The organism is Rathayibacter oskolensis (genome assembly GCF_900177245.1).
GTDB lineage: Bacteria > Actinomycetota > Actinomycetes > Actinomycetales > Microbacteriaceae > Rathayibacter > Rathayibacter oskolensis.
Genome location: NZ_FXBM01000003.1, coordinates 414,230 through 435,731, shown reverse-complemented (window position 1 = coordinate 435,731; position 21,502 = coordinate 414,230). Strand labels below are relative to the sequence as shown.

The following is a 21,502-nucleotide window of genomic DNA, read 5'->3' as shown; positions in this document are numbered from 1 at the left end:
CATGGCTCTGCTCTCCCTCGAACGCCCCCGCGGCGCGAAGAAGGTGTCCTGGCTGACCCTTCTCGGCATCGTCCTGGTGCCCCTCGCGATCGGCGGCATGCTGGTCTGGGCCCTGTGGAACCCGACCGACCGCCTCGACCAGATCACGGCCGCCGTCGTGAACGAGGACACCCCCGTCGAGATCAACGGCCAGACCGTCCCCCTCGGCCGCCAGCTCGCGGCGGGTCTGGTGACCGGCGGCGAGGAGGCGGACTCCACCGCGACGCCGTCGCCGTCGGCCTCGCCGACCCCGGCCGCCAACGTGTCCGGCTCCGACTCGACGGGCAACTTCACCTGGGTGCTCACCGACAAGGACGACGCGGCCGAGGGCCTCGCCGACGGCAGCTACGCGACCGTCGTGACGATCCCCTCCTCGTTCTCGGCGGCCGCGACCTCGTACTCCGGAGACGCCGCCGACGCGACCAAGGCGACGATCGACATCGCGACGAGCGACAAGGCGAAGCTCGTCGACGACGCGATCTCTGCGACCGTGACCAGCACGGCGACCTCGCTGCTGAACACCCAGCTCACGACCGCCTACCTCGAGAACGTCTACGTCGGCTTCAACACCCTGAACGAGCAGATCGGGCAGGCGGCCGACGGAGCCGGAACCCTCGCCGACGGCGCCGACCAGCTGAGCACCGGAGCCTCGTCGCTCGCCGACGGCACCTCCTCGCTCGCGAGCGGCATCGACGACCTCGCGACGGGAGCGTCCTCGCTCTCGGACGGCGTCGCGCAGGTCGGCACGGGGGCCTCGTCGCTCTCGGATGGCGTCGCGCAGGTGGGCACCGGAGCGTCGTCCCTCGCCGACGGCGTCGCGCAGCTCGGCACCGGAGCCTCCGACCTCTCGGGCGGCGTCTCGCAGCTCGCGACCGGGACTCAGCAGTCGGCCGACGGGGCGACCGGCCTCGCCGACGGCCTCGACGGCCTCGCCGCCGGAGTCGCGGCACTCGGCCAGACCGCGACCACCGCCTCCGGAGTCGCCGCGCAGTCGGCGACGACGACGGGCACCGCGCTCGGCACGATCGCGTCGCTCGCGCAGTCCTGCGCTGAGACCGACCCCACCTGCGCCGCCATCCTCGCCGAGGCCGGCGCGCAGCTCGACACCACCAACCAGAACGGCGCGCTCTATCAGGCCGGCGCGACGGCGCAGTACACGGCCGGCATCGCGTCCGGGATCAACGACAGCACCGACGGGCAGCCCTCGCTCGCCGAGGGCACCGCGCAGTCGGCTGCGGGGGCGCGGAGCCTGGCCGGCGGGCTGACGCAGCTCGCCACGGGCGCCGCCTCCGCCGCGCAGGGCGCCGCCGCGCTCTCGACCGGAGCCGCCTCGGCGTCGGACGGTGCGGCGCAGCTCGCCACCGGGGCCACCGCCGCCGCCGACGGCGCGGCGCAGCTGGCCACGGGAGCGTCCGCCGCCGCCGACGGAGCCGCTCAGCTCGCGACCGGAGCGTCCACCGCGGCCGACGGCGCGAACCAGCTCGCCGACGGTGCGGGCGGCGTCTCGGACGGAGCCGTGCAGCTCGCCGACGGATCGCGCTCCCTCGCCGCGGGCCTCGACGCCGCCGTCGCGCAGCTGCCGACCTACAGCGACGAGGAGTCGACGAACCTCGCCGACGTCGTCGCCGCTCCGGTCGAGAACGCGAGCGAGAGCACCGCCCTGTTCGGAGCCTCGAGCGTCCCGTTCTTCACCACGATCGCGCTGTGGCTGGGTGCGCTCGCGACGTTCCTGGTGCTCGCCGCGTTCTCGCACCGGGCCCTCTCGTCGACCCGGTCCTCGGCGGCCCTCGCGCTCTCGTCCTACGTACCCGCCCTCGTGATCGGGCTCGTGCAGGGCCTCGCGGTCGCGATCGTCATGCAGTTCGTGGCCGATCTGGAGCCGCTGACGTTCATCGGCTTCACGCTGCTGTCGATGCTCGCCGGCGCGTCGTTCGCCGCGGTCAACCAGGGCCTGGTCGCCCTGCTCGGAGGCACCGGCCGCTTCATCGCGATGCTCGCGGCGGTCATCGGGCTCGGCGCCGGCATCATCTCGACCGTGCCGGGGGTGTTCGACGACGCCCTCGGGTTCCTGCCGCTGTCGGCGGCCCAGAACGCGCTGTCCGGGGTGGTCGACGGCTCAGGAGGCGTCGGCGGCTCGAGCGTCGGGCTCGTGATCTGGCTGCTGTTCGGCCTGCTGCTCACCGTCGCCGCGATCGCCCGCCGCCGCGTGACCTCGGTCGCCGCCCTGCGCCGCCCCGCGGAGGCGTAGCCCCACAGGTAAGGCTGGACGCCCCGAATCCGCCAGAATTCGCAGGATCCAGGTGTCCAGCCTTATGTGCGCGGGTCGTCGCCGGTCAGGTCAGTCGGCCGCGCCGCTCGCGATCTGCTCGTGGTGATGGATGACCTCGGCGACGATGAAGCCGAGGAACTTCTCGGCGAAGGCCGGGTCGAGGTGCGACTCCTCCGCGAGCGCGCGCAGGCGCGCGATCTGACGCGACTCCCGAGCGAGATCGGCCGGAGGCAGGCCGTGGGCCGCCTTCAACCGCCCCACCTTCTGCGTGAACTTGAACCTCTCGGCCAGCAGATGGATGAGCGCGGCGTCGATGTTGTCGATGCTCTGACGGATCTGCTCGAGCTCGGCCCGCGCCTCCGCTTCGTCGCGCGACTGGTCCTCGGTCATGCCTCCGACCCTAACGGACGGCCGTGGAGACGACGACGGCCCCCTCCCGGCGTGCAGGAGGGGGCCGTTCGAGCTCGGTCGGTCAGTCGACGATGCTCAGCTCGACCGGGATGTTGCCGCGCGTCGCGTTCGAGTAGGGGCACATCGTGTGCGCCTTCTCGGCGACGGCACGGGCGTCCTCGGGGCTGGCCTTCGGGACGTAGATGTCGAGCTCGACCGCGAGGCCGAATCCGCCGTCGTCGTTCTTGCCGATCGAGACGCTCGCCGAGACCGCGGCGTCGGTCGTGTCGATCGAGAGCTGCTTGCCGGCGCCGTGCAGCGCGCCGAGGAAGCATGCCGAGAACCCGGCAGCGAACAGCTGCTCGGGGTTGGTGCCGTCACCGGAGCCGCCGAGCTCCTGGGGCGGGCGGGTGTCGAGATCGAGGCGGTCGTCCTCCGTGCGGACGTGGCCGTCGCGTCCTCCACCGGAGGCGTGGGCGATTGCGGTGTAGAGAGCATCCATCCCCCTATCCCACCACTGGTCACCCGAGTGCGAGGTGAACGCCCGGTCGACGTCCTCCGAACCGAGCATCCGCTCCGAGATCGCCCTCGGGGATCGTCAACCCCCTCCCCGGTGACCGCCCGCGGGTGTGGCCTGGAGGCGTCGCCCGGTACCAGCCGGGCAGAACGGAGCAGCAATGCGCGCACTCACCTGGCAGGGCGTCGAGAAGGTCTCGGTCGAGACGGTCCCCGACCCCCGCATCCAGCAGCCCACCGACGCGATCGTCCGCATCACCTCGACGGCGATCTGCGGGTCCGACCTGCACCTGTACCGCCTCCTCGGCCCCTACCTCGACAAGGGCGACGTGCTCGGCCACGAGCCGATGGGCATCGTCGAGGAGGTCGGCAGCGCGATCACGAAGCTGAAGGTGGGAGACCGCGTGGTCGTCCCCTTCAACATCTCCTGCGGCGAGTGCTTCATGTGCCTGCGCGGACTGCAGTCGCAGTGCGAGACCACGCAGGTCACCGAGTACGGCTCGGGGGCCTCGCTCTTCGGCTACACCAAGATGTACGGCCAGGTCCCCGGCGGACAGGCGGAGCTCCTCCGGGTGCCGCTCGCCGACTACAACACCGTCGTCGTGGGGACCGACCTGCCCGACGAGCGCTACCTGTTCCTCAGCGACATCGTCCCGACCGCCTGGCAGGGCGTCGACTATGCGCAGGTGCCCGAGGGAGGCTCGCTGGTCGTCTTCGGCCTCGGCCCGGTCGGTCAGTTCGCGGCCCGCATCGGCCTGCACCGGGGCTACCGCGTCCTGGCGGTCGACCCCGTCGCCGAGCGTCGCGCGATGGCGGCGCGTCACGGCGTCGAGGTCTTCGATCTCGCCGACGACGTGATCGCCGAGCTGCGCGATCTCACCGACGGCCGCGGCCCCGACTCCGTGATCGACGCGGTCGGCATGGAGGCGCACGGCTCGCCCGTCGAGTCGTTCGCCCAGTCGATGGCGGGTCTGCTGCCCGACCCGATCGCGCGCAAGGCCATGGACACCGTCGGAGTCGACAGGATGGCGGCGGTGCACGCCTCGCTGGATCTCGTGCGGCGCGGCGGCACGGTGTCGCTCAGCGGCGTGTACGGGGGCGAGGCCGACCCGATGCCGCTCAAGTCGATGTTCGACAAGCAGGTCACGATGAACATGGGGCAGTGCAACGTGAAGCGCTGGATCGACGAGCTGCTGCCGCTCGTCGAGGACTCCGCGGACCCGCTGGGCGTCATGGACCTCGTGACCCACCGCGCTCCCCTCGAGGACGCGCCGGGTCTGTACGAGACGTTCCAGAAGAAGGAGGACGGCTGCATCAAGGTGGTGCTCAAGCCGTAGGGCGCGGACGCGGGTCTCGAGACGCCGCTGCGCGGCTCACGCAACGCGCGTCTCGAGATCCACGCCCGGCGGCCCCGGAAACGACGACGGCGGCGTCCCCGAGGGGCGCCGCCGTCGTGGTGGTGTCGTGACCTACTTGAAGACGTCCTTGACGTCCTCGCCGACCTTCTTGGTCGAGGCCGCGGCCTGGTCCTTCTGGCCCTCGGCCTTCAGGCTGTCGTCGTTCTTGTGATCGCCCAGTGCTTCCTTCGCCTTGCCGGCGATGTCCTGAGCGGCGTTCTTGATCTTGTCATCGAGCCCCATGGTGGTGCCTCCTTCGTGATCGTTGAGAGCGACCGTAGGAGCCCAAACTGCCTGTCCCCTGAATGCGGGCGGGGGCTTGCTCGAGAGCGCGGGCGGTGCCACGATTCGCCCCCCGGCAAGGGTCAGGGTCAGTTCTCCTCGTCCGGAGTCTGCGTCGAGGAGTCCTGCGTCGGCTCGCTCGTGGGCGTCTGGCTCGAGCCGTCGTCGGCGTCCGTCGGCACCACGACACCCGACTGCACCGGCGTCTGCGCGTCGCCCGTGCACCCGGTGAGCAGCCCGAGCATCAGCGCGGACGCGCCGAGCCCGCCGAGCACTCGGACGGCGGGCGTGGTCGGGAGCCCTCGGCGGTGGAAGAACATGGGTGCGCCTTTCCCGAACTGGTGCGGACCGGCGGGACGTCGATCGATGCGTGGTTTCCTCGACCGTAGGCAGCTCCCCTAGCCCCTCAGTAGGGCTTGACTTCCCACCACCCCGGAACCGGTTCGTGCCGCGGAACGGAGACGACCCTCCCTCCGCCCGGGCCGCGCGATAGTAGCCCCGAACGAGGGTCCAGCGCTACGGCCTTTCTGGCATCGGGAGCGCCTCCCAGACTGGCCACGCCGGCACGCATCCACACACCTCACTCGATCCTGGAAGGGAACGACGATGTCTACCATCGATCCCGCTTCACCCCCGTTCGGGGACGGCGCTGCGAACTTCGCCGCGACCGACATCACTCCCGACGACACCACGGCTCACACCGCGTCCGGCTCCGGTACGTCCGGCACCGTCGACGCCGCCAAGGAGAAGGCGGGCGCCGCCAAGGACCAGGCCGCCTCCGTCGCCGGAGACGCCAAGCAGGCCGCAGGCGACGTCCTCGCCACCGGCAAGGAGGAGGCCGCCACCGTCGCCGCCGAGGCCAAGACCCAGGTCAAGGACCTGATCGACCAGAGCCGCGGGCAGCTCACCGAGCAGGCCCACGCGCAGAAGGAGAACGCCGCCAAGGGCGCTCGCGCCTTCAGCGACGACCTCACCGCGCTGGCCGAGGGCAAGGGCGGCACCGACAACAGCGCCTCCCAGCTGGTCTCGCAGCTCGCCGGCCGCGCCCAGGGCGTCGCCACCTGGCTCGAGGACCGCGAGCCCGCCGAGCTGCTGGAGGACGTGAAGTCGTTCGCCCGCCGCCGCCCGGGAGCGTTCATCCTCATCGCCGCCGCGACCGGCCTCGTCGCCGGCCGTCTGGTGCGCGCACTGACCGCCGAGGCGAAGGACGAGAAGGAGGCCGCGGCCGACACGTCCGGCCCCGAGTTCGCCGCTCCCTCCACCGGAACCGAGTACGCGCCGCCCGCCTACGGCACCGGCGACCACCTGCCGACCGAGCCGATCGCGGACCCGCTGAGCGTGCCGCCGACCTCGAGCGGCTACGACTCCTTCCCGACGGGAACCCGACCGTGACCGATCCCTCCGGCGCGCACCGCGCAGGGCTCGGCGAGCCGACCGCCGACCAGCGGGCGGGCTCGACGTCTCTGGGCGACCTGCTCGGCGAGGTCTCGCGCGACCTCTCGACCCTGATCCGTCAGGAGATGGCCCTCGCCAAGGCCGAGCTCAAGGAGTCCGCGGGCAAGGCCGGCAAGGGCGCGGGCCTCCTCGGCGGAGCGGGCTACGCGGCGATCATGGCCGTGCTGTTCCTCTCGATCGCCCTCTGGTGGGCGCTGGGCACTCTGATCGGCAACGGCTGGTCCGGTGTCGTCGTCGCCGTGCTCTGGGGGATCGTCGCCGCGATCCTCTACTCCGTCGGGCGCAAGAGCCTGAAGACGGTGGAGGGTGCGCCCGAGACGGTCGACTCCCTCAAGAAGATTCCCGAAACCCTCAAGCCGAACGGGGCAGGACGATGACGTACGACGCAGCAAGCACCACACCCGACTACTCGAAGAAGACTCCCGAGGAGATCCGCGCAGACATCGAGCGCACCCGCGTCGAGCTCGGCGGCGACGTCGACGCTCTCGCCGAGAAGGTCAGCCCGAGCGCCATCGCTCAGCGGCAGACCGACAAGGTGAAGTCGGCCGTCGGCTCGGTCCGCGACCGCGTGATGGGCGCCGCTCACGACGCCGGCGACTCGGTCTCCGGAGGCGCCGACTCCGTCAAGGGAGCGGCCGGTTCGGTCAAGGGCAAGGCCGAGGGCAACCCGCTCGCGGTCGGCCTGATCGCCCTCGGCGCCGGCATGCTCATCGCGTCGCTGATCCCGGCGTCCAGCGCCGAGAAGCAGGCGGCGTCGAAGGTCAAGGAGACGGCCCAGCCCGTCGTCGACAAGGTGACCGAGGCCGCGAAGGAGGCCGCGGGCGAGCTCCGCGAGCCCGCCCAGCAGGCCTTCGCCTCCGTCAAGGAGACCGCGACCGGCGCCGCGCAGAACGTCAAGGAGGCGGGCACGTCCGCCACCGACGACGTCAAGGATTCGGCTCGCGAGGCCAAGCACGCGGTGCAGGAGAACGGGCAGTCCTAGACGGCCACGACGAAGGGGCGCTCGGTCTTCGGACCGGGCGCCCCTTCGTCGTGCCGCGGATCGGGAATACCCCCGCGCCGGGCGCTCTTGTCGCCCGTATGAGAACCATCGTCTACTCCCGCACCGGCGCCTCCTCCGTCCTCTCCCTCGTCGACCGCGAACCGGCCGACCCGGGCGCCGGCGAGGTGAGGGTGCGCGTCGTCGCCTCCGGGGTGAACCCCACCGACTGGAAGGCGCGAGCCGGAGGCGCCCTCGCCTTCGACGAGGTCGTCCCGAACCAGGACGGTGCCGGAGTGATCGACGCGCTCGGCGACGGCGTGACCGGCCTCGCTGTCGGAGACCGCGTCTGGGTGCACCTGGCCGCCCACCAGCGCCCGACGGGCACCGCTCAGGAGTGGACCGTCGTCCCCGCGAACCGCGTCGTCCGCCTCCCCGACGGCACGAGCTTCGAGGTCGGCGCGAGTCTCGGCGTGCCCGCGATGACGGCCCACCGCGCTCTGACCGTGCACGAGCACGGCCCCTCGCGGCTGTCTCCCGGTGCCCTCTCCGGTCGCACGGTGCTCGTCCAGGGCGGCGCGGGAGCGGTCGGGCACGCGGCCATCCAACTCTCCGCGTGGGCCGGCGCGACCGTGATCGCCACGGTGAGCAGCGACGGCAAGGCTGCACTCGCCAGAGCGGCCGGCGCGCACCACGTTCTGCAGTACCCCGACGACGCACTCGCTGCGCGGATCCTCGAGATCGCTCCGGACGGCGTCGAGCAGATCGTCGAGGTCGCGCCCGCGCAGAACGCGGCACTCGACGTCGAGGTGCTCGCGAACCACGGGAGCGTCGGCTACTACGCGAACAACAACGGCGACGAGTTCTCGGTGCCGATCGTCGCGAGCTTCGCGAAGAACGTGCGCTGGCAGGGCCTGCTGCTCTACACGGTCGGCGACGAGGCGCTGAGGACCGCCGCCGAGGACATCACCCGGGCGCTCGAGGACGGCGCGCTGCCCGTGGGCGAGGCGGCGGGCCTGCCGCTCACGTGGTTTCCGCTGGAGGAGTCGGCCGCCGCTCACGACGCGGTCGAGAGCGGCGTGACCGGGAAGGTCCTCATCCGGGTCTCCGAGGGCGTCTGACGGTCGCGGATCTCGATACGCCGCCCGCGCGATCAGCAGGCAGCCCCTGCTGATCGAGCAGCCCGCGCGGCCGGCGCATCGAGATCCGCCCGCGTCAGACTCCCCGCAGCGGTGCGGACCCGGCCACCGTCGAGCGGTCGGCGAGGCCGTCGAGCAGCTCCTGGAACGCCTCCTCGGCGCTCCTCGCGGGCTCCCAACCGAGGACGCTCCGCGCCTTCTCGGTCGACATGATCGGCACGTTCGTCGCGATGTCGATCCAGCCCGCGTCCGTCCGCTGCAACCGGAGGCGCCACGTCGCGCTCACGACCGCACGCAGCAGGCCGGTGGGCACCGTGACGAGCCGCGAGCCCACCAGGTCGGCGATGCGCTGGGGCGTGAGCACCGGCTCCGCCGCGATGTTGAAGGCCCCGGCCGCTCGGCGGTCGAGGGCGCGCCAGAACGCGTCGGCGACGTCGTCCGCGTGCACGCCCTGGAAGATCATCGTGCGCGGCAGCGGGAGCACGGGCGGCCGGACCGCCCGGAGCCAGCGCGTCGGGTACCGGGGCCCGGCGAACAGCCCGGCGATCTCGGTCGCCGCGCCCCGCTGGAACACGAGTCCCGGGCGCAGCCGCGTGACCACCACCTCCGGATGCGCCGCCTCGAACGCGTCGAGCGCCCGCTCGTTCGCCGCCTTGTGACGGCTGTAGGTCGAGGTGTGCAGTCCGCCCGTCGGCCAGCTCTCGTCGACCCTCGTCGTCTTCGGGGCCGCGCTGTAGGCGCCGACCGACGAGGCGACGGCCACCTGCCCCACTCCCGCCGCCGCGACCGCCTCGAGCACCGCGGCGGTGCCTCCGACGTCGACCAGTCGCTGGAACGGCTCGTCATGACTCGGCTGCAGCGCCCAAGCGAGGTGGACGACCGCATCCATCCCCGCGAACGCCTCTCGGAGCAGGCGCGGAGCCTCGCTCGACGCCACGTCCACCTCGACGAAGCGGAGCCCGCGGTACTCCGGCGACTCCGGCCGAGGGGCGCGGCGCGCCACCCCGACGATCTCCTCCACCGACGGCTCGCCGTGGAGCCGCCGCAGCAGTGCCGTGCCCAGATTGCCCGTCGCTCCGACGATCGCGATGCGCATGTGATGGTCCCTCCGCGGGCGGCGCGGATGCCGCCGTCCTCCGAGGCTAGGCAGCCCTCGTGCGCTGCGGAGGCGGTTGACACCCGCGCCTCCGCCCGCTCGTCGTGCGCGCCTTCGACTCGGTCACTTCAGGAGACACAATCACGCCCATTCGAGCGAGTGCGTTGCCCTCCCGGTAGAGTTCCATCAACTTCCCCCGACAGAGCGGCAAATGCGTGGCCACGAAAATCAGTCGTATTCACCTTAAGGACTTCACCGTCTTCTCTGACCTGAACCTTCCGTTGGTCGACGGCATCAACATCTTTGCTGGCGAGAACGGCGCCGGTAAGTCACACGTGCTGAAGGCTATGTATTCAGTGCTATCCGCGTCCGAACCCGCCCGCGACACGTTAGCGGTAAGCCCCGAGAGTCAGATTGCTTCCAAATTGGTTGGAGTTTTCCGACCGGAATCACTCGGTCGGTTGGTTCGGCGACGCCCCGGACGAGGGCGGGCGGAGGTCGACGTGCAGTTCACGGGACCACGTCAGAATATTTCTTTCTCGTTTGCAACTAATTCTCGAAGCGAGGTCAACCTCTCCGGGCGCCTATCGCGAGCAATTGAGGGAACCCCGGTCTATCTCCCGACGCGCGAATTGCTCACGATCTATCCCGGCTTCGTTTCGCTATACGAACGCACAACTCTCGAGTTTGAGGAATCGTGGCGGGATACCTGCATCCTCCTTGGACTACCTCTCAGCCGTGGTCCTCGACAAGACCGAGTGCGGGGGCTACTTGCCCCCCTTGAGGAGTCGCTCGGCGGAAGCGTTGCCGAGGAGGGAGGCCGCTTCTACCTTCGGGTCACTGGCGGCGGTAAATATGAGATGCCCCTAGTCGCCGAGGGGATGAGAAAACTCGCGATGCTTGCGCGCCTTATCGCAAACGGCACTCTCTTCGAGAGTGGCTTTCTGTTCTGGGATGAGCCTGAAGCGAATCTGAATCCTCGCGTTCTTCGGCACGTGGCTCGGACCATCGCTCAACTGGCTCGATCGGGTGTTCAGGTTTTTGTTGGCACGCATAGCCTGTACTTGATGAAGGAGTTAGAGATTCTCAAGCGAATGGGTGACCCATCCTTCCCTGCGTTGCAGTTCGTTACCCTCTCGAAGGGCAGCGACGGCGTCAGAGCCTCATCCGGAGAGTATCTCGAGGAACTCGACGATCTTGCGATTCTAGACGAATCTCTTGCGCAGTCCGATCGTTTCCTCGATGCAATTGCCGAATGATGGACCTTCTCGTCGATGGAGCGGAATTTAGTTTTCCAGAAGGCTGGAGTGTGCTCAAGTACGATGCGTCGAAGTTTTATACGACAGTCTTTCTGAAAGTACATGATGGAATCAAGGCGGTTGATGTCGTCGCGGTCGAGCGCGATCAACTCAATGGGAGTGATCTTCGTGTCGTACTCATAGAGGTCAAAGACTATCGTCACCCGAATGCATCTGGCGAAAAACCGAGCGATCTTGCATCAGCAGTGGCAAAGAAGGTCACGGCAACACTCGCAGGGATTGCGATTGCGTCCCGCAAAGCAGATGATACTGACGAGCGCGGCATTGCCGCCCGCTCCCATATCGTCCCCAGAGTCGAGGTTGTCCTTCATTGCGAAGATCGCGCAGTGCCGATTGTAGATCCGTCCGATCTGGCAATAGCGTTATCAAAGCGTCTGAAACCGATCGTGGATTCCGTCACGGTCGGAACGTCGCGACGGACGCAAGGCCCTTGGTTAGTGACTATGCCCCCAGTCTAGGGCTGTCGCCCTTTCGCGCAGCGGCTTATCGGCCGTAAGACCGGATCCCGACATCAGGGCGCGGCCTGACAGCCCCTAGCCCACCCGTGCACGGTGCGCATCCCCGCGCGCCCGCGACCGCAAGGTCCCTAGCCTGGGGCTATGCCCCTCCGCCGACGCGATCCCGCTGTGCTCCACGTGATCGACGGGATCGAGCTGCGCTCCTACGCCACCGGCCGCTCCGACGCCGTGCGCACCTTCCTGCTGATCCACGGGATCGGGATGTCGCACCACACCTTCTCGCAGCTCGCCGTGCACCTCCGCGAGCACGGCCGGGTGATCGCCGTCGACCTCGCCGGCTTCGGCTCCAACCGCAGGCCGGAGCAGCGCGTGGGCATCGCGGATCACGCGCGCCTGCTCGAGCGGGCGCTCGCCGATCGCGGCGTCTCGAGCGCGGTCGTCGTCGGCCACTCGATGGGCAGCCAGGTCGCCGTCGAGCTCGCCGTCCGGTCTCCCGAGCTCGTCGACGGAGTCGTCCTGATCGGCCCGGTCGTCGACCCCGAGCGGCCCACGGCGGTGCAGCAGGCCCTCGCTCTCGCCCGCGACACCCTCGGCGAGCCGCTGCCCGTCGATCTCCTCGTGTTCGCCGACTACGTGCGCGGAGGCGTCCGCTGGTACCTGAGGCAGCTCCCCGAGATGCTGCACTACCCGATCCAGCGGCGGCTCGCCGCCGTCACCCGGCCCGTCCTCGTCGTCCGCGGCCACGACGACCCGGTCGGAACCCGCGACTGGTGCGAGCGCCTCGTCGCGCACGCCTCCGACGGGCGGCTGCTCGAGATGCGCTCCTCCCGCCATGTGGTGCCGCGGACGGACGCCGGGCCGCTCGCCCGCGCGCTCAGCCGCTTCGCCCAGGACCTCGAGGCGGCCGCCCGATGAGGACGCTGAACCTGCTCCGCGACGCCGCCTGGTGGATCCAGGACTACGCCTACGCCGTCGCCTGGCAGCTGCGAGGGTTCGTCTCGCGTCGCGCCCCCGTCGACTACCTCGGCGGGGAGCTGCGGCCGATCCTGGTCCTGCCGGGGATCTGGGAGACCTGGTCCTTCCTCCGCCCGATCATCGACCCGCTGCACGAGCACGGCCACCCGCTGCACGTGCTGACCAGCCTCGGCCGCAACGGACGACCCGTGCCGAGGACGGCCGAGGACGTCGCCGCCTACCTCGCCGAGCACGATCTGCGCGGAGTCGTCGTCGTCGCGCACAGCAAGGGCGGCCTGATCGGCAAGTACGTGATGACCGAGCTCGACCCCGACGGTCGCGTCGATCGCATGGTCGCCGTGTCGACCCCGTTCGGCGGCTCGCGGTGGGCGCGGTTCCTGCCGCTGAAGAGCCTCCGCTCGTTCTCACCGCAGGACGCGACGACGCTGCTCCTCTCGAGCCGGTCGGCGGCGAACGCCCGGATCACGTCGGTCTTCGGCCTGTTCGACCCGCACATCCCCGAGGGCAGCAGGCTCGAGGGAGCGGTGAACGTGCAGATCGAGACGGGCGGCCACTTCAGGATCCTCGGCGACCCCGGCACCCTGAAGGCCGTGGTGAAGGCGGTGTCGGCGGCGGACTGAGCCGATCGGGTGCTCAGCCCTCGGCGGGCGGCGGCGTGATCTCGGTCGCGTCGGCCGGGCAGTCGATCTCCTCGACGCCGCCGTCCTCGGTCGCGGTGTCGTCGGTCGCGGTGTCGTCGGTCGTGGTGTCGTCGGTCGTGGTGTCGTCGGTCGTGGTGTCGTCGGTCGTGGTGTCGTCGGTCCCGGCCTCCGATGCCGCGTCGTCCGGAGCGGCGGCGCCGCCGTCGGCGGTCGGACCCGCGGCCGAGAGGGGCACGCGGAAGCAGAACGCGTCGACTCCGGCGTCGGGGAACAGCGCGGGATCGACCGGTGTGCGGAACGAGAGCGACCCGAAGGGCCCGTCGGGCGTCTCGGCCTCGTACGACTCGATCCCGATCAGCTCCACGCCCTCGGCTCCGGGGTCGCTCGCCGCCCTGGCGAACGCGAAGGCGTCGCTCTGCGGCACGGTGAGGGAGGCGACGAGGGCGCTCACCCGGTCGCGCGACTCCTCACGGGCCGCGGCGGGCGCGACATCGGCGGACTCGTCGAGAGGGGGCGCCGTGCACCCCGCGAGCGCCAGGACCGTCAGGAGGGCGGCGGCGCCTCGCGTCTGCTTCACGGGCTCGACACTAGCGCGGGCGCACGTCCGGCTCGGAACCACCGTCGGCTCAGTGCGAATCCGGCCCAGTGCGAATCCGGCTCAGTGCGAATCCGGCTCAGTGCGAACCCGGCTCAGTCCGGATCCGGCCCAGTTCGACCCGGGCTCAGTGCGAACCCGGCTCAGTGCGCGACGTCGGCGACCGCGAACGCGACTCCCGGAGTGATCAGGATCGACGTCTCGCGCGGCTCGCCCTCGCCCTGGTTTACCGTGAGCCAGCGTGAGGCGGAGCCGTCGAGCGCCTTCTCGACGCTCTCGCGCACCGCGGCGGCCGTGGTGTCGTGCAGGCTGTACGGCTTGCCGCCGTAGGTGATCTCGACCCGCTTCACAGCACGCTCTCCTCGGTCTGCCGACCGCCGCCGTGAGGCTCCTCGCTGATCCGCAGACCGTGCGCGGTGTGCGAATCGGCGAGCAGCTGGCGGATCCATTCGGGGTTGATGGCGGGTGCACGACCGCCGTGGTACTTGAAGCGCAACGGGATCGCGGGGTGCAGCCAGATGGAGGTGCGCCCGTCGCCGACCGCCTGCGAGTCCTTCCACGAGAAGTAGAAGGACTCGTTGCGGGCGAGCTTCGAGCCGATGACGATCTGGAGGTGCGCCAGGAGGCGGTCGTCGAAGTCGGCCTCGAGGGTGGAGTCGTAGATCAGGCGGCCCATCAGGGCACTCTCCATTCGGTCTGCTGCCCCCGCGGCGAGAAACGCGCCGAGGGATGCGTCGTGATCTTACCGGCGCGGGCCCGCGCCTCGGGCCGCATCAGCGGCCTCTCTCGTCGTCGCCGAGGCGCCGGAACTCGAAGTCCCCGAGCTGCGCGCCACCGTCGTCCGAGGCGGCCTCCGCGACCGGGTGCGAGACTCCGAGCCGCTCCGTCTCGCCGGTGAGGCGCGCGACGAGCTCCTCGTCGACGATCTCGTCGTACGCGCTGTCCTCCGTCTCGGAGAACAGCTGACTCGCGGGACCGATGAGGAGGGAGGCGCGCCCCTCTCCCCCGGAGGGTCGGCGCACGGGGATCTCGACCGTCATCGAGCCCTTACGCATCGCCAGGGCCTCCGCGTAGCGGACGAGCGCCCGGGCGATGGCACTGCCGGTGAGCACGGAGCTCCCCGCGTAGTGGATGCGTTCCATGCCCCTTTCCTACCCCACGGGTCCGACACCGGCACCCGGTTGCGCGGTCCTCGCCGTGCTTGCTAGCGCAGAGCGGCGAGGCGGCGATCGAGCGCGTCGCGGACGGCCGGCCACTCCTCCACGAGGATCGAGTGCACCGCCGTGTCCCGCCACGTGCCGTCCGCTCGCCGCTGATCGTGACGGAGCACCCCCTCGAACACCGCGCCGAGGCGGAGGATCGCCGCACGCGAGCGGGCGTTCGCCGCGTCGGCCTGCAGCTTGACCCGCGAGAACCCGCTGTCGAACGCGAGCCCCAGCAGCAGCCGCTTCGCGTCGGGATTGACGGCCGAGCCCCAGACCTCGGGTGCGTAGGCGGTCCAGCCGAGGTGCGCCGCCTCCCTCGTCTCGTCGAAGTCGGCCAGCGACGTCGTCCCGACGACTACGCCCTCGAGCACGACGGCGTAGGGGTTGCCGGTCGCCCACGGGTAGTAGCGGCCGGCGAAGGCGCGGAACGCGTCCACCGAGCCGGGGACACCGGCCGGCCCTCCTCCGTACCCGCCGGCGAACACCTCGGGGCGCGCGATCGCCCGGTGCAGCGGCTCGAGGTGGTCCTCGGTCAGCGGTTCGAGGGCGATGACGCGACCGGTGAGTGTGGTGGGAGGCGGGCGGAGGGCGGAGGTGCTCACCCGGACATTCTGGGGTCGCGTCCTCGGATCGAGGAGTCCAGTCGGCGTGCCAGCATGTGGTCCATGGACAGCTCAGCGATGTTCGAGGCCTCGGCCCGCGCGTTCCTCCGCCTCCTCGAGCGGATCGAGGACGACCAGTGGTCGGCACCCGGACTCGGCGACTGGGACGTCCGCGGGCTGGCCGGCCACACGGCCCGCGCGATCCTGACGGTCGAGACCTACCTCCTCGCGGAGGACCCCGGTCGGCGGACGGTCACCGACGCTCCCGCCTACTACCGTGCGCTCGCGGGGAACGTCGCCGACCCCGCCGAGGTCGCTCGGCGCGGGGTCGAGGCGGGCGCCTGGCTCGGCGAGCGGCCGGGCGACGCCGTCGCGGAGGCGATCGGCCGGGCGACGGCGCTCGTCGCGACGCAGCCGCACGACCGCCTCGTCTCGATCGGCGGTCACGGCATCGAGCTCGGCGAGTACCTGCGCACCCGGGTGCTCGAGCTCGTGGTGCACACGATCGACCTCTCCCGCGCCACCGGGATCCCGCACGCTCTTCCGGGCGAGGCGGTCGAGGCCTGCTGCTCGCTGTCCGGGGCTCTCGCCGCGCGGGCGGGACGGGCGGAGGAGTTCCTGATGGCGATGACCGGGCGGGAGCGGCTCGCCGAGGGGTTCTCGGTGGTCTGACCGCCCGGCCTCGCGCTCAGGCGACGGCGAGCGCCTCGACCGGCGTCACCCTGGTCGCCCTGCGGGCGGGGACGACGGCCGAGACGATCGTGATCACGGTGCCGACGACCAGCACGGCGACCAGGATCGGCACCGGGATCGACGGCGGGACCAGGCCGATCCCGGGCAGCGAGCCGAACACCGCGACCGCGCCGCTCCAGCCGTACCCGATGCCGAGGACGACACCGAGCAGGGCGGCCGCGACGATCATCTGAGCCGCCTCGAGCACCACCATCGAGCGCACCTGGCCGGCCGTGAAGCCGAGGGCCCGGAGGAGCCCCAGCTCGCGCCGGCGCTGCAGCACGCTCAGCGAGAGGGTGTTGACCATCCCCACGGCCGCGAGCACGACCGAGAAGCCGAGCAGGACGCTCATGACGGTCGTGCTGACCGAGATGAACTGCTCGAACGCCGCGTAGGCGACGGGGCTCAACTCGCCCGTCGAGCGCATGATGTCGCCGAAGGTCTCGGCGGCGACCGCGAACATGGTGACGAGCGTCACTCCGATCACGAGGCCGATCACCGCCCTCGCGCTCCTGGCCGGGTTGCGGACGGCGTTCGCGGAGGCGAGGCGCGCGACGGGGCCGCGACCGAACGCCCGGCCGACGAGGGCGGTCAGCGGAGGCAGCAGCACGGGAGCCCCGAGGATCACGCCGGTGAACGACGCCATCCCGCCCAGCAGACCGAGGAGCACTCCCGCCGGGGCGACGAGCCCGACCACCACTCCGCCGGCGAGGAGCGCGGCACCGCCGACGACGAGGACGATCGCGACGACGTTGCGGGCGCGCCTCCCCCGCAGCTCGTCGTAGCGCGGCTCCGCCGAGGAGCCTGCGGCCTGCGCCGGGGCGACCGCGAGGACGCGGCGCGATCCCGACCAGGAGGCGAGCACGTTCGACGCGATCACGGCGAGCATCGGCAGCAGGAGGCCCGGAGACGCCCACGGGTAGACGAAGCGGTCGAGCGCGCCGGTGCGGATCGCGACCTCCGCCGCGCCGATGACCAGCACGATCGCGACCGCGGTGCCGATGACCGCGCCGAGAGCGCCCTGCACGAGGCCCGTCCGCACGATCTCGCCGCGCAGTGAGCGTCCGGAGGCGCCCAGCAGGCGCAGGAGCGCGATCTCGCGGGTGCGTCCCGCCACGACGGTCGAGACCGCGTTGGCCGTGACGACTCCGCCGACGAACACCGCGATGCCGAAGAAGACGACGCCGACCAGCGACAGCTGCAGGGCGACCGACCCGACCTCGTCGAGCCCGGCTGCCGAGAGCGCTGCGACGAGATCGGCGATCACCTGCACCAGGACGCCGCCGAACGCGGCAGAGAGCGCAGCGACGGTGACGATCGCGCCTCCGCCCTGACGCGAGCCCGTGCGCACCCCGCTCACGCCGCACCCTCCATCTCGAGCATGGTGCGCGAGATCTCCTCGGCGCTCATCCCCCGCCGGTCGTCGACGACGACCCCGTCGCGGAGGAAGACGATGCGGTCGGCGTAGGCGGCGGCGATCGGGTCGTGGGTCACCATCGCGATCGACTGCCCGTACTCGCGGGTGGACGTGCGCAGCAGCGCCAGCACCTCGCGGCCCGTGCGGGAGTCGAGATTGCCGGTCGGCTCGTCCGCGAAGATCAGCTGAGGGCGGGTGGCGAGCGCGCGGGCGATCGCCACGCGCTGCTGCTGGCCGCCGGACAGCTCGTAGGGACGGTGGGTGAGGCGCTCGCGCAGCCCGAGCGAGACGATGAGGCGGGCGATCCACTCCTCCTCCTCGGCGGTGATCGCGCGGCCGTCGAGCTCGAACGGGAGGCGGATGTTGCCGCGCACGTCGAGCGTGGGGACGAGGTTGAACGCCTGGAAGACGAAGCCGACGCCGCGTCGGCGGAGCAGGGTGAGCTCGGCGTCGCCCATCGCGGTGATCTCGACGTCGCCGAGGAACACGCGCCCCTCGGTGGCCGTGTCCAGGCCGGCGAGGACGTGCATCAGGGTCGACTTGCCGGATCCGCTCGGGCCCATGACTGCGGTGAACTCGCCGCGCTCGATCGAGAGGGTGACGCCGTCGAGAGCGACGACGGGGGGCGTGCTGCCGTAGAGCTTGCGCACGTTCTCGACGCGCGCCACGACGGTGGAGGTCTGGTTCTGCATGCCTTCGACGCTATGGAGGCGCTGCTGTCGCGCTCGTCGCCCGGTGGTGGTCGTGCCGTCATCCGTTCGGGGGACGGTGCATGGTCCGCTCGTCCCGGGGGCGTTCAGCGAGGGCGGAGCCCTGCGCGGCGCAGGGCGAGCGCCGAGAGCGCCGCGGTGGCTGCGGGGTCGCCCGCGCGCCAGCGAGGGACCGCGTCGGGGTGGGCGGCGAGGATCTCGCCCGGCGACGCCTCCGTGAGGGCGCGCAGCGCCAGAAGCTCGGAGCCGGCCGCCGTGGTGCCGAGCGCCCGGAGCTCGGCGGTCCGCCGAGCGAAGCGCAGGCGCGGACGCAGCCAGAGAACGGCGAGCAGGAGGAGGGGCAGGCCGCCCACCGCGAGACCCGCGACGACGGCGAGCGCTCCGGCGAGCTGCTGCTGGTCGCGTCCTGCGGCCGCCAGCACCGCACCGGCGCCGCTCGCCTCGTCGAACGGCGCCCGCACGGTGTCGCCGAGCAGCGGGATCCCGCCCAGCGTCGAGCCGGCGTCGCTCATCGTCGTCCCGAAGCCGCTCCCCGCGCTCTCGAGCCGGCGCCCGATCTCGGCGAGCCCCGCGATCAGCGACCCCACCGCGATACCGGCCGCGACGGCGATCACCACGACGGCGACCGCGAGTGCGTCGGCCGTGATCTGCCGCGCGCGCACGGCGGGGAGGTCGGCGTAGATCTGCATGCGCCCGATTATCCGGTGCCGTCGTGATCGCTCCCGTCAACAATTCAGGAAGGATTCGTCGGACGGGCCGGAGATCCGGCTGATGTCGTCGCCCTGAGGAAGATCTTCCTGAATTGTTGACGCCTCCCCTCGCCGGTGCCGGAGGTCGGCCCTCCTCAACAGCCCTCCGAAGCCGCCTGACGGTGTCGCGGAGGCCGATCGAGCGCTTCGGCAGGCTCACGGCTTGCGATTCTCGTCCGATGGACATCGAGGCAGAGCTGAGACATCGCGGTGGCATCGCGAGCAGAAGGGCCCTGCTCGACGCCGGTGCCACCGATCGACAGCTGGCCGCCGCCGTGTCCTCCGGCGCCCTCGTTCGCGGGCGACGCGGTTCGTATGCTTCGGCCCTGCTTCCGGAGGCGTCTCTCGTGGCCTTCCGTCTCGGTGGTCGCCTCGCCGCCACGGATGCCGCGGCGTCGCACGGCCTGTGGGTGCTCAGATCGAGTCGACGGCATGTCTGGGTCCCGCACAACGCCTCACGGATGAAGGCGCCCCGCGGCGTCCGCCTGCACTGGGATCCGGAGTGGCCCGATGACGAGATGCTGCGCGTGTCGATCGGCCACGCGATCGTGCAGCTGGGGACCGCGCTCGGCCCCGAGCATCTCCTGGTCGCGCTCGAGTCGGCGCGCGAGAAGCGTCTCGTCCACCGCGACGACCTGGCCCGACTCCGAGACACCTGTCCCGTCCGCCTGCACGCGGCGCTCGCCTTCGCCCGCGACGATGCGGGCAGCGGCCTCGAGACCCTCGCGCGCTGGCGCCTGCACCTCATCGGCGTCGAGGCACGGGCTCAGGTCTGGATCGCCGGAGTCGGCCGCGTCGATCTGCTGATCGGCCGCACTCTGATCATCGAGCTCGACGGCCGCTCCACACACGAATTCGAGAACGACCGCCGCCGCGACCTCCACGCCGCGGTCGACGGATACGTCACCCTCCGGTTCTCGGCGACCCAGGTGCTCACGGCGTGGTCCGAGGTCGAGCGCGCGATCCTCGCAGCGATCGAGCGCGGCCTGCACAGGCTCTGACGACGGGCCGAGCGTCAGCGCTCTCAGTCGAGCAGGTCGTGCAGCACGACGACCTGCTCGCGCTCGGGGCCGACGCCGATCGCCGAGAAGCGGGCGCCGCTCATCGCCTCGAGGGCGAGCACGTAGTCCTGCGCCGTCTGCGGCAGATCGGAGAACTCGCGGCAGCCCGAGATGTCCTCCTGCCAGCCGGGGAACTCCTCGTAGATCGGCTTCGCGTGGTGGAAGTCGCTCTGCGAGACGGGCACCTCGTCGTGGCGCACGCCGTCGACGTCGTAGGCCACGCAGACCGGGATCGTCTCGAGGCCCGAGAGCACGTCGAGCTTGGTCAGGACGAAGTCGGTGACGCCGTTGATGCGCGCCGAGTAGCGGGCGATCGGGGCGTCGTACCAGCCGCAGCGACGCGGTCGCCCCGTCGTGGTGCCGAACTCGAAGCCCTGCCTGCGGAGGTACTCGCCCCACTCGTCGAAGAGCTCGGTCGGGAACGGGCCCGCGCCGACGCGGGTCGTGTAGGCCTTGATGACCGCGATGACCCGCTCGATGCGGTTGGGGGCGACTCCGGAGCCGGTCGCCGCGCCTCCGGAGGTCGCGTTCGAGGAGGTGACGAACGGGTAGGTGCCGTGGTCGACGTCGAGCATGGTCGCCTGACCGGCCTCGAAGAGCACCGTCTTGCCGGCGTCGAGCGCCTGCGCGAGCACGAGCGAAGTGTCGGCGACCATCGGCCGCAGGCGCTCGGTGTACTGCAGCAGGTCTTCCAGCACCTGCTCGACCAGGATCGCGCGGCGGTTGTAGACCTTCACCAGCAGGTGGTTCTTCTGGTCGAGCGCGCCCTCGACCTTCTGGCGGAGGATGTTCTCGTCGAAGAGGTCCTGGATGCGGATCCCGACGCGGTTGATCTTGTCGGCGTAGGCCGGGCCGATGCCGCGGCCGGTCGTGCCGATCTGGCGCTTGCCGAGGAAGCGCTCCGTCACCTTGTCGAGCGTGCGGTGGTAGCTCGTGATGACGTGCGCGTTGGCGCTGACGAGCAGCTTCGACACGTCGACCCCGCGGGCGCTGAGCGCCTCGAGCTCGTGGAAGAGCACCTCGATGTCGACGACCACGCCGTTCGCGATCACGGGGACGACTCCCGGGGTGAGGATGCCCGAGGGGAGCAGGTGCAGCGCGTACTTCTCGTCGCCCACGACGACCGTGTGGCCGGCGTTGTTGCCGCCGTTGAACTTGACGACGTAGTCGACCCGGCTGCCGAGGAGGTCGGTCGCGCGTCCCTTGCCCTCGTCGCCCCACTGGGCGCCGGTGATGACGATTGCTGGCATGGCGTGTCCTTCGCGAGTGGGCGGAGTCGGGGTTCGCCGAGCCTCGGCGGGCCGGCCGGGCATCGGATGCCGCATCCGCGCGACCAGCCGCTCGATTCTAGCGGAGAGGCTCCGCGCGGCGTTCCGAGGGCGTCGCCGGGGACATCGCCGAGCGATGCTCTCGAATGCGAAACGCCCCGTTCACACGCGGCGCATAGGTTCGAACCCGTTCACACTCCACCCATCA

Annotated in this window: 26 protein-coding genes; 12 read left to right on the top strand and 14 right to left on the bottom strand. The window is 71.0% G+C overall.

What is annotated here, in order from left to right:
* Position 1: 1 nt before the first annotated feature.
* The gene (locus tag B9Y99_RS17060) at positions 2-2,287 is read left to right on the top strand and encodes a YhgE/Pip domain-containing protein (RefSeq protein ID WP_085477815.1); all 2,286 of its coding nucleotides are present in this window, start codon (positions 2-4) and stop codon (positions 2,285-2,287) included.
* 90 nt (positions 2,288-2,377) lie between these two features.
* Here the strand turns inward: B9Y99_RS17060 and B9Y99_RS17055 are convergent, their stop codons facing one another.
* Both B9Y99_RS17055 and B9Y99_RS17050 read right to left on the bottom strand, forming a co-directional pair.
* Entirely contained in the window at positions 2,378-2,698 is a 321-nt protein-coding gene (locus tag B9Y99_RS17055; RefSeq protein WP_085477814.1) for a chorismate mutase, read from the bottom strand.
* A gap of 82 nt (positions 2,699-2,780) precedes the next feature.
* Positions 2,781-3,200 (bottom strand): organic hydroperoxide resistance protein, encoded by a 420-nt coding sequence (locus tag B9Y99_RS17050; RefSeq protein ID WP_085477813.1) that lies wholly within the window; start codon positions 3,198-3,200, stop codon positions 2,781-2,783.
* Between the two features lie 175 nt (positions 3,201-3,375).
* On the opposite strand from B9Y99_RS17050, the gene B9Y99_RS17045 reads away from it, so the two are divergent.
* Positions 3,376-4,551 carry a zinc-dependent alcohol dehydrogenase gene (locus tag B9Y99_RS17045; protein WP_085477812.1) on the top strand — a complete coding sequence of 392 codons (1,176 nt, stop codon included), beginning with the start codon at positions 3,376-3,378 and terminating at the stop codon, positions 4,549-4,551.
* Between the two features lie 132 nt (positions 4,552-4,683).
* Here the strand turns inward: B9Y99_RS17045 and B9Y99_RS17040 are convergent, their stop codons facing one another.
* Positions 4,684-4,854: a CsbD family protein gene (locus B9Y99_RS17040; protein ID WP_085477811.1), complete on the bottom strand. Its 171-nt coding sequence runs from the start codon at positions 4,852-4,854 to the stop codon at positions 4,684-4,686.
* A 128-nt stretch (positions 4,855-4,982) separates the two neighbouring features.
* The gene (locus B9Y99_RS17035; RefSeq protein ID WP_085477810.1) at positions 4,983-5,213 is read right to left on the bottom strand and encodes a hypothetical protein; all 231 of its coding nucleotides are present in this window, start codon (positions 5,211-5,213) and stop codon (positions 4,983-4,985) included.
* Positions 5,214-5,499: 286 nt separating this feature from the next.
* On the opposite strand from B9Y99_RS17035, the gene B9Y99_RS17030 reads away from it, so the two are divergent.
* From B9Y99_RS17030 to B9Y99_RS17015, 4 genes are all read left to right on the top strand, one after another.
* Positions 5,500-6,285 (top strand): hypothetical protein, encoded by a 786-nt coding sequence (locus B9Y99_RS17030; RefSeq protein WP_085477809.1) that lies wholly within the window; start codon positions 5,500-5,502, stop codon positions 6,283-6,285.
* Positions 6,282-6,725: a phage holin family protein gene (locus B9Y99_RS17025; RefSeq protein ID WP_085477808.1), complete on the top strand. Its 444-nt coding sequence runs from the start codon at positions 6,282-6,284 to the stop codon at positions 6,723-6,725. The genes B9Y99_RS17030 and B9Y99_RS17025 overlap by 4 nt, the downstream gene beginning before the upstream one ends.
* The gene (locus B9Y99_RS17020; RefSeq protein WP_085477807.1) at positions 6,722-7,330 is read left to right on the top strand and encodes a DUF3618 domain-containing protein; all 609 of its coding nucleotides are present in this window, start codon (positions 6,722-6,724) and stop codon (positions 7,328-7,330) included. Before B9Y99_RS17025 ends, B9Y99_RS17020 begins: the two co-directional genes overlap by 4 nt.
* A 98-nt stretch (positions 7,331-7,428) precedes the next feature.
* Complete coding sequence (locus B9Y99_RS17015) at positions 7,429-8,448, top strand: NADPH:quinone reductase (protein ID WP_085477806.1); 1,020 nt, start codon at positions 7,429-7,431, stop codon at positions 8,446-8,448.
* A 94-nt stretch (positions 8,449-8,542) separates the two neighbouring features.
* Here the strand turns inward: B9Y99_RS17015 and B9Y99_RS17010 are convergent, their stop codons facing one another.
* Positions 8,543-9,562 carry an NAD-dependent epimerase/dehydratase family protein gene (locus tag B9Y99_RS17010; protein ID WP_085477805.1) on the bottom strand — a complete coding sequence of 340 codons (1,020 nt, stop codon included), beginning with the start codon at positions 9,560-9,562 and terminating at the stop codon, positions 8,543-8,545.
* Positions 9,563-9,777: 215 nt separating this feature from the next.
* Here B9Y99_RS17010 and B9Y99_RS17005 point away from each other — a divergent pair, with 215 nt between their 5' ends.
* From B9Y99_RS17005 to B9Y99_RS16995, 4 genes are all read left to right on the top strand, one after another.
* The gene (locus B9Y99_RS17005; protein ID WP_208857003.1) at positions 9,778-10,821 is read left to right on the top strand and encodes an AAA family ATPase; all 1,044 of its coding nucleotides are present in this window, start codon (positions 9,778-9,780) and stop codon (positions 10,819-10,821) included.
* Positions 10,818-11,339 carry a hypothetical protein gene (locus B9Y99_RS18620; RefSeq protein WP_129588104.1) on the top strand — a complete coding sequence of 174 codons (522 nt, stop codon included), beginning with the start codon at positions 10,818-10,820 and terminating at the stop codon, positions 11,337-11,339. The genes B9Y99_RS17005 and B9Y99_RS18620 overlap by 4 nt, the downstream gene beginning before the upstream one ends.
* Before the next feature lie 141 nt (positions 11,340-11,480).
* Entirely contained in the window at positions 11,481-12,254 is a 774-nt protein-coding gene (locus B9Y99_RS17000) for an alpha/beta fold hydrolase (RefSeq protein WP_085477804.1), read from the top strand.
* Positions 12,251-12,934, top strand: a complete 684-nt coding sequence (locus B9Y99_RS16995) for an esterase/lipase family protein (protein WP_085477803.1) — start codon at positions 12,251-12,253, stop codon at positions 12,932-12,934. The genes B9Y99_RS17000 and B9Y99_RS16995 overlap by 4 nt, the downstream gene beginning before the upstream one ends.
* Before the next feature lie 13 nt (positions 12,935-12,947).
* On the opposite strand, the gene B9Y99_RS16990 is transcribed toward B9Y99_RS16995, so the two are convergent.
* The 5 genes from B9Y99_RS16990 to B9Y99_RS16970 form a co-directional block, all read right to left on the bottom strand.
* Positions 12,948-13,532, bottom strand: a complete 585-nt coding sequence (locus B9Y99_RS16990) for a hypothetical protein (protein WP_085477802.1) — start codon at positions 13,530-13,532, stop codon at positions 12,948-12,950.
* Positions 13,533-13,693: 161 nt separating this feature from the next.
* Entirely contained in the window at positions 13,694-13,900 is a 207-nt protein-coding gene (locus B9Y99_RS16985; RefSeq protein WP_085477801.1) for a hypothetical protein, read from the bottom strand.
* Positions 13,897-14,226, bottom strand: a complete 330-nt coding sequence (locus B9Y99_RS16980; protein WP_085477800.1) for a DUF7882 family protein — start codon at positions 14,224-14,226, stop codon at positions 13,897-13,899. The genes B9Y99_RS16985 and B9Y99_RS16980 overlap by 4 nt, the downstream gene beginning before the upstream one ends.
* Positions 14,227-14,323: 97 nt before the next feature.
* A complete protein-coding gene (locus B9Y99_RS16975) occupies positions 14,324-14,692 on the bottom strand; it encodes a hypothetical protein (RefSeq protein WP_085477799.1) in 369 nt (122 codons plus the stop codon).
* A gap of 62 nt (positions 14,693-14,754) precedes the next feature.
* Positions 14,755-15,357 carry a GNAT family N-acetyltransferase gene (locus B9Y99_RS16970; protein ID WP_085477798.1) on the bottom strand — a complete coding sequence of 201 codons (603 nt, stop codon included), beginning with the start codon at positions 15,355-15,357 and terminating at the stop codon, positions 14,755-14,757.
* Positions 15,358-15,420: 63 nt separating this feature from the next.
* Between B9Y99_RS16970 and B9Y99_RS16965 the strand changes: the two genes are divergently transcribed.
* Positions 15,421-16,029 carry a maleylpyruvate isomerase family mycothiol-dependent enzyme gene (locus tag B9Y99_RS16965; RefSeq protein ID WP_165759663.1) on the top strand — a complete coding sequence of 203 codons (609 nt, stop codon included), beginning with the start codon at positions 15,421-15,423 and terminating at the stop codon, positions 16,027-16,029.
* Positions 16,030-16,045: 16 nt separating this feature from the next.
* Here B9Y99_RS16965 and B9Y99_RS16960 read toward each other — a convergent pair whose 3' ends face one another.
* The 3 genes from B9Y99_RS16960 to B9Y99_RS16950 form a co-directional block, all read right to left on the bottom strand.
* A complete protein-coding gene (locus tag B9Y99_RS16960) occupies positions 16,046-17,449 on the bottom strand; it encodes an ABC transporter permease (protein ID WP_085477796.1) in 1,404 nt (467 codons plus the stop codon).
* The gene (locus B9Y99_RS16955; protein ID WP_085477795.1) at positions 17,446-18,198 is read right to left on the bottom strand and encodes an ABC transporter ATP-binding protein; all 753 of its coding nucleotides are present in this window, start codon (positions 18,196-18,198) and stop codon (positions 17,446-17,448) included. The genes B9Y99_RS16960 and B9Y99_RS16955 overlap by 4 nt, the downstream gene beginning before the upstream one ends.
* 104 nt (positions 18,199-18,302) lie before the next feature.
* On the bottom strand, positions 18,303-18,905 hold the full coding sequence (locus B9Y99_RS16950) for a hypothetical protein (RefSeq protein ID WP_085477794.1): 603 nt from the start codon (positions 18,903-18,905) through the stop codon (positions 18,303-18,305).
* 521 nt (positions 18,906-19,426) lie between these two features.
* Here B9Y99_RS16950 and B9Y99_RS16945 point away from each other — a divergent pair.
* Positions 19,427-19,966 (top strand): DUF559 domain-containing protein, encoded by a 540-nt coding sequence (locus B9Y99_RS16945; protein ID WP_085477793.1) that lies wholly within the window; start codon positions 19,427-19,429, stop codon positions 19,964-19,966.
* 23 nt (positions 19,967-19,989) lie between these two features.
* On the opposite strand, the gene B9Y99_RS16940 is transcribed toward B9Y99_RS16945, so the two are convergent.
* Positions 19,990-21,276: an adenylosuccinate synthase gene (locus B9Y99_RS16940; RefSeq protein WP_085477792.1), complete on the bottom strand. Its 1,287-nt coding sequence runs from the start codon at positions 21,274-21,276 to the stop codon at positions 19,990-19,992.
* Positions 21,277-21,502 lie beyond the last annotated feature (226 nt).

What these genes read in the sequence shown, in the direction of transcription:
- B9Y99_RS17060 (WP_085477815.1), top strand. Translation starts at nt 2, where the DNA reads ATGGCTCTGCTCTCCCTCGAACGCCCCCGCGGCGCGAAGAAGGTGTCC.
- B9Y99_RS17055 (WP_085477814.1), bottom strand. Translation starts at nt 2,698, where the DNA reads ATGACCGAGGACCAGTCGCGCGACGAAGCGGAGGCGCGGGCCGAGCTC.
- B9Y99_RS17050 (WP_085477813.1), bottom strand. Translation starts at nt 3,200, where the DNA reads ATGGATGCTCTCTACACCGCAATCGCCCACGCCTCCGGTGGAGGACGC.
- B9Y99_RS17045 (WP_085477812.1), top strand. Translation starts at nt 3,376, where the DNA reads ATGCGCGCACTCACCTGGCAGGGCGTCGAGAAGGTCTCGGTCGAGACG.
- B9Y99_RS17040 (WP_085477811.1), bottom strand. Translation starts at nt 4,854, where the DNA reads ATGGGGCTCGATGACAAGATCAAGAACGCCGCTCAGGACATCGCCGGC.
- B9Y99_RS17035 (WP_085477810.1), bottom strand. Translation starts at nt 5,213, where the DNA reads ATGTTCTTCCACCGCCGAGGGCTCCCGACCACGCCCGCCGTCCGAGTG.
- B9Y99_RS17030 (WP_085477809.1), top strand. Translation starts at nt 5,500, where the DNA reads ATGTCTACCATCGATCCCGCTTCACCCCCGTTCGGGGACGGCGCTGCG.
- B9Y99_RS17020 (WP_085477807.1), top strand. Translation starts at nt 6,722, where the DNA reads ATGACGTACGACGCAGCAAGCACCACACCCGACTACTCGAAGAAGACT.
- B9Y99_RS17015 (WP_085477806.1), top strand. Translation starts at nt 7,429, where the DNA reads ATGAGAACCATCGTCTACTCCCGCACCGGCGCCTCCTCCGTCCTCTCC.
- B9Y99_RS17010 (WP_085477805.1), bottom strand. Translation starts at nt 9,562, where the DNA reads ATGCGCATCGCGATCGTCGGAGCGACGGGCAATCTGGGCACGGCACTG.
- B9Y99_RS18620 (WP_129588104.1), top strand. Translation starts at nt 10,818, where the DNA reads ATGATGGACCTTCTCGTCGATGGAGCGGAATTTAGTTTTCCAGAAGGC.
- B9Y99_RS17000 (WP_085477804.1), top strand. Translation starts at nt 11,481, where the DNA reads ATGCCCCTCCGCCGACGCGATCCCGCTGTGCTCCACGTGATCGACGGG.
- B9Y99_RS16995 (WP_085477803.1), top strand. Translation starts at nt 12,251, where the DNA reads ATGAGGACGCTGAACCTGCTCCGCGACGCCGCCTGGTGGATCCAGGAC.
- B9Y99_RS16980 (WP_085477800.1), bottom strand. Translation starts at nt 14,226, where the DNA reads ATGGGCCGCCTGATCTACGACTCCACCCTCGAGGCCGACTTCGACGAC.
- B9Y99_RS16975 (WP_085477799.1), bottom strand. Translation starts at nt 14,692, where the DNA reads ATGGAACGCATCCACTACGCGGGGAGCTCCGTGCTCACCGGCAGTGCC.
- B9Y99_RS16965 (WP_165759663.1), top strand. Translation starts at nt 15,421, where the DNA reads ATGGACAGCTCAGCGATGTTCGAGGCCTCGGCCCGCGCGTTCCTCCGC.
- B9Y99_RS16955 (WP_085477795.1), bottom strand. Translation starts at nt 18,198, where the DNA reads ATGCAGAACCAGACCTCCACCGTCGTGGCGCGCGTCGAGAACGTGCGC.
- B9Y99_RS16950 (WP_085477794.1), bottom strand. Translation starts at nt 18,905, where the DNA reads ATGCAGATCTACGCCGACCTCCCCGCCGTGCGCGCGCGGCAGATCACG.
- B9Y99_RS16945 (WP_085477793.1), top strand. Translation starts at nt 19,427, where the DNA reads ATGAAGGCGCCCCGCGGCGTCCGCCTGCACTGGGATCCGGAGTGGCCC.
- B9Y99_RS16940 (WP_085477792.1), bottom strand. Translation starts at nt 21,276, where the DNA reads ATGCCAGCAATCGTCATCACCGGCGCCCAGTGGGGCGACGAGGGCAAG.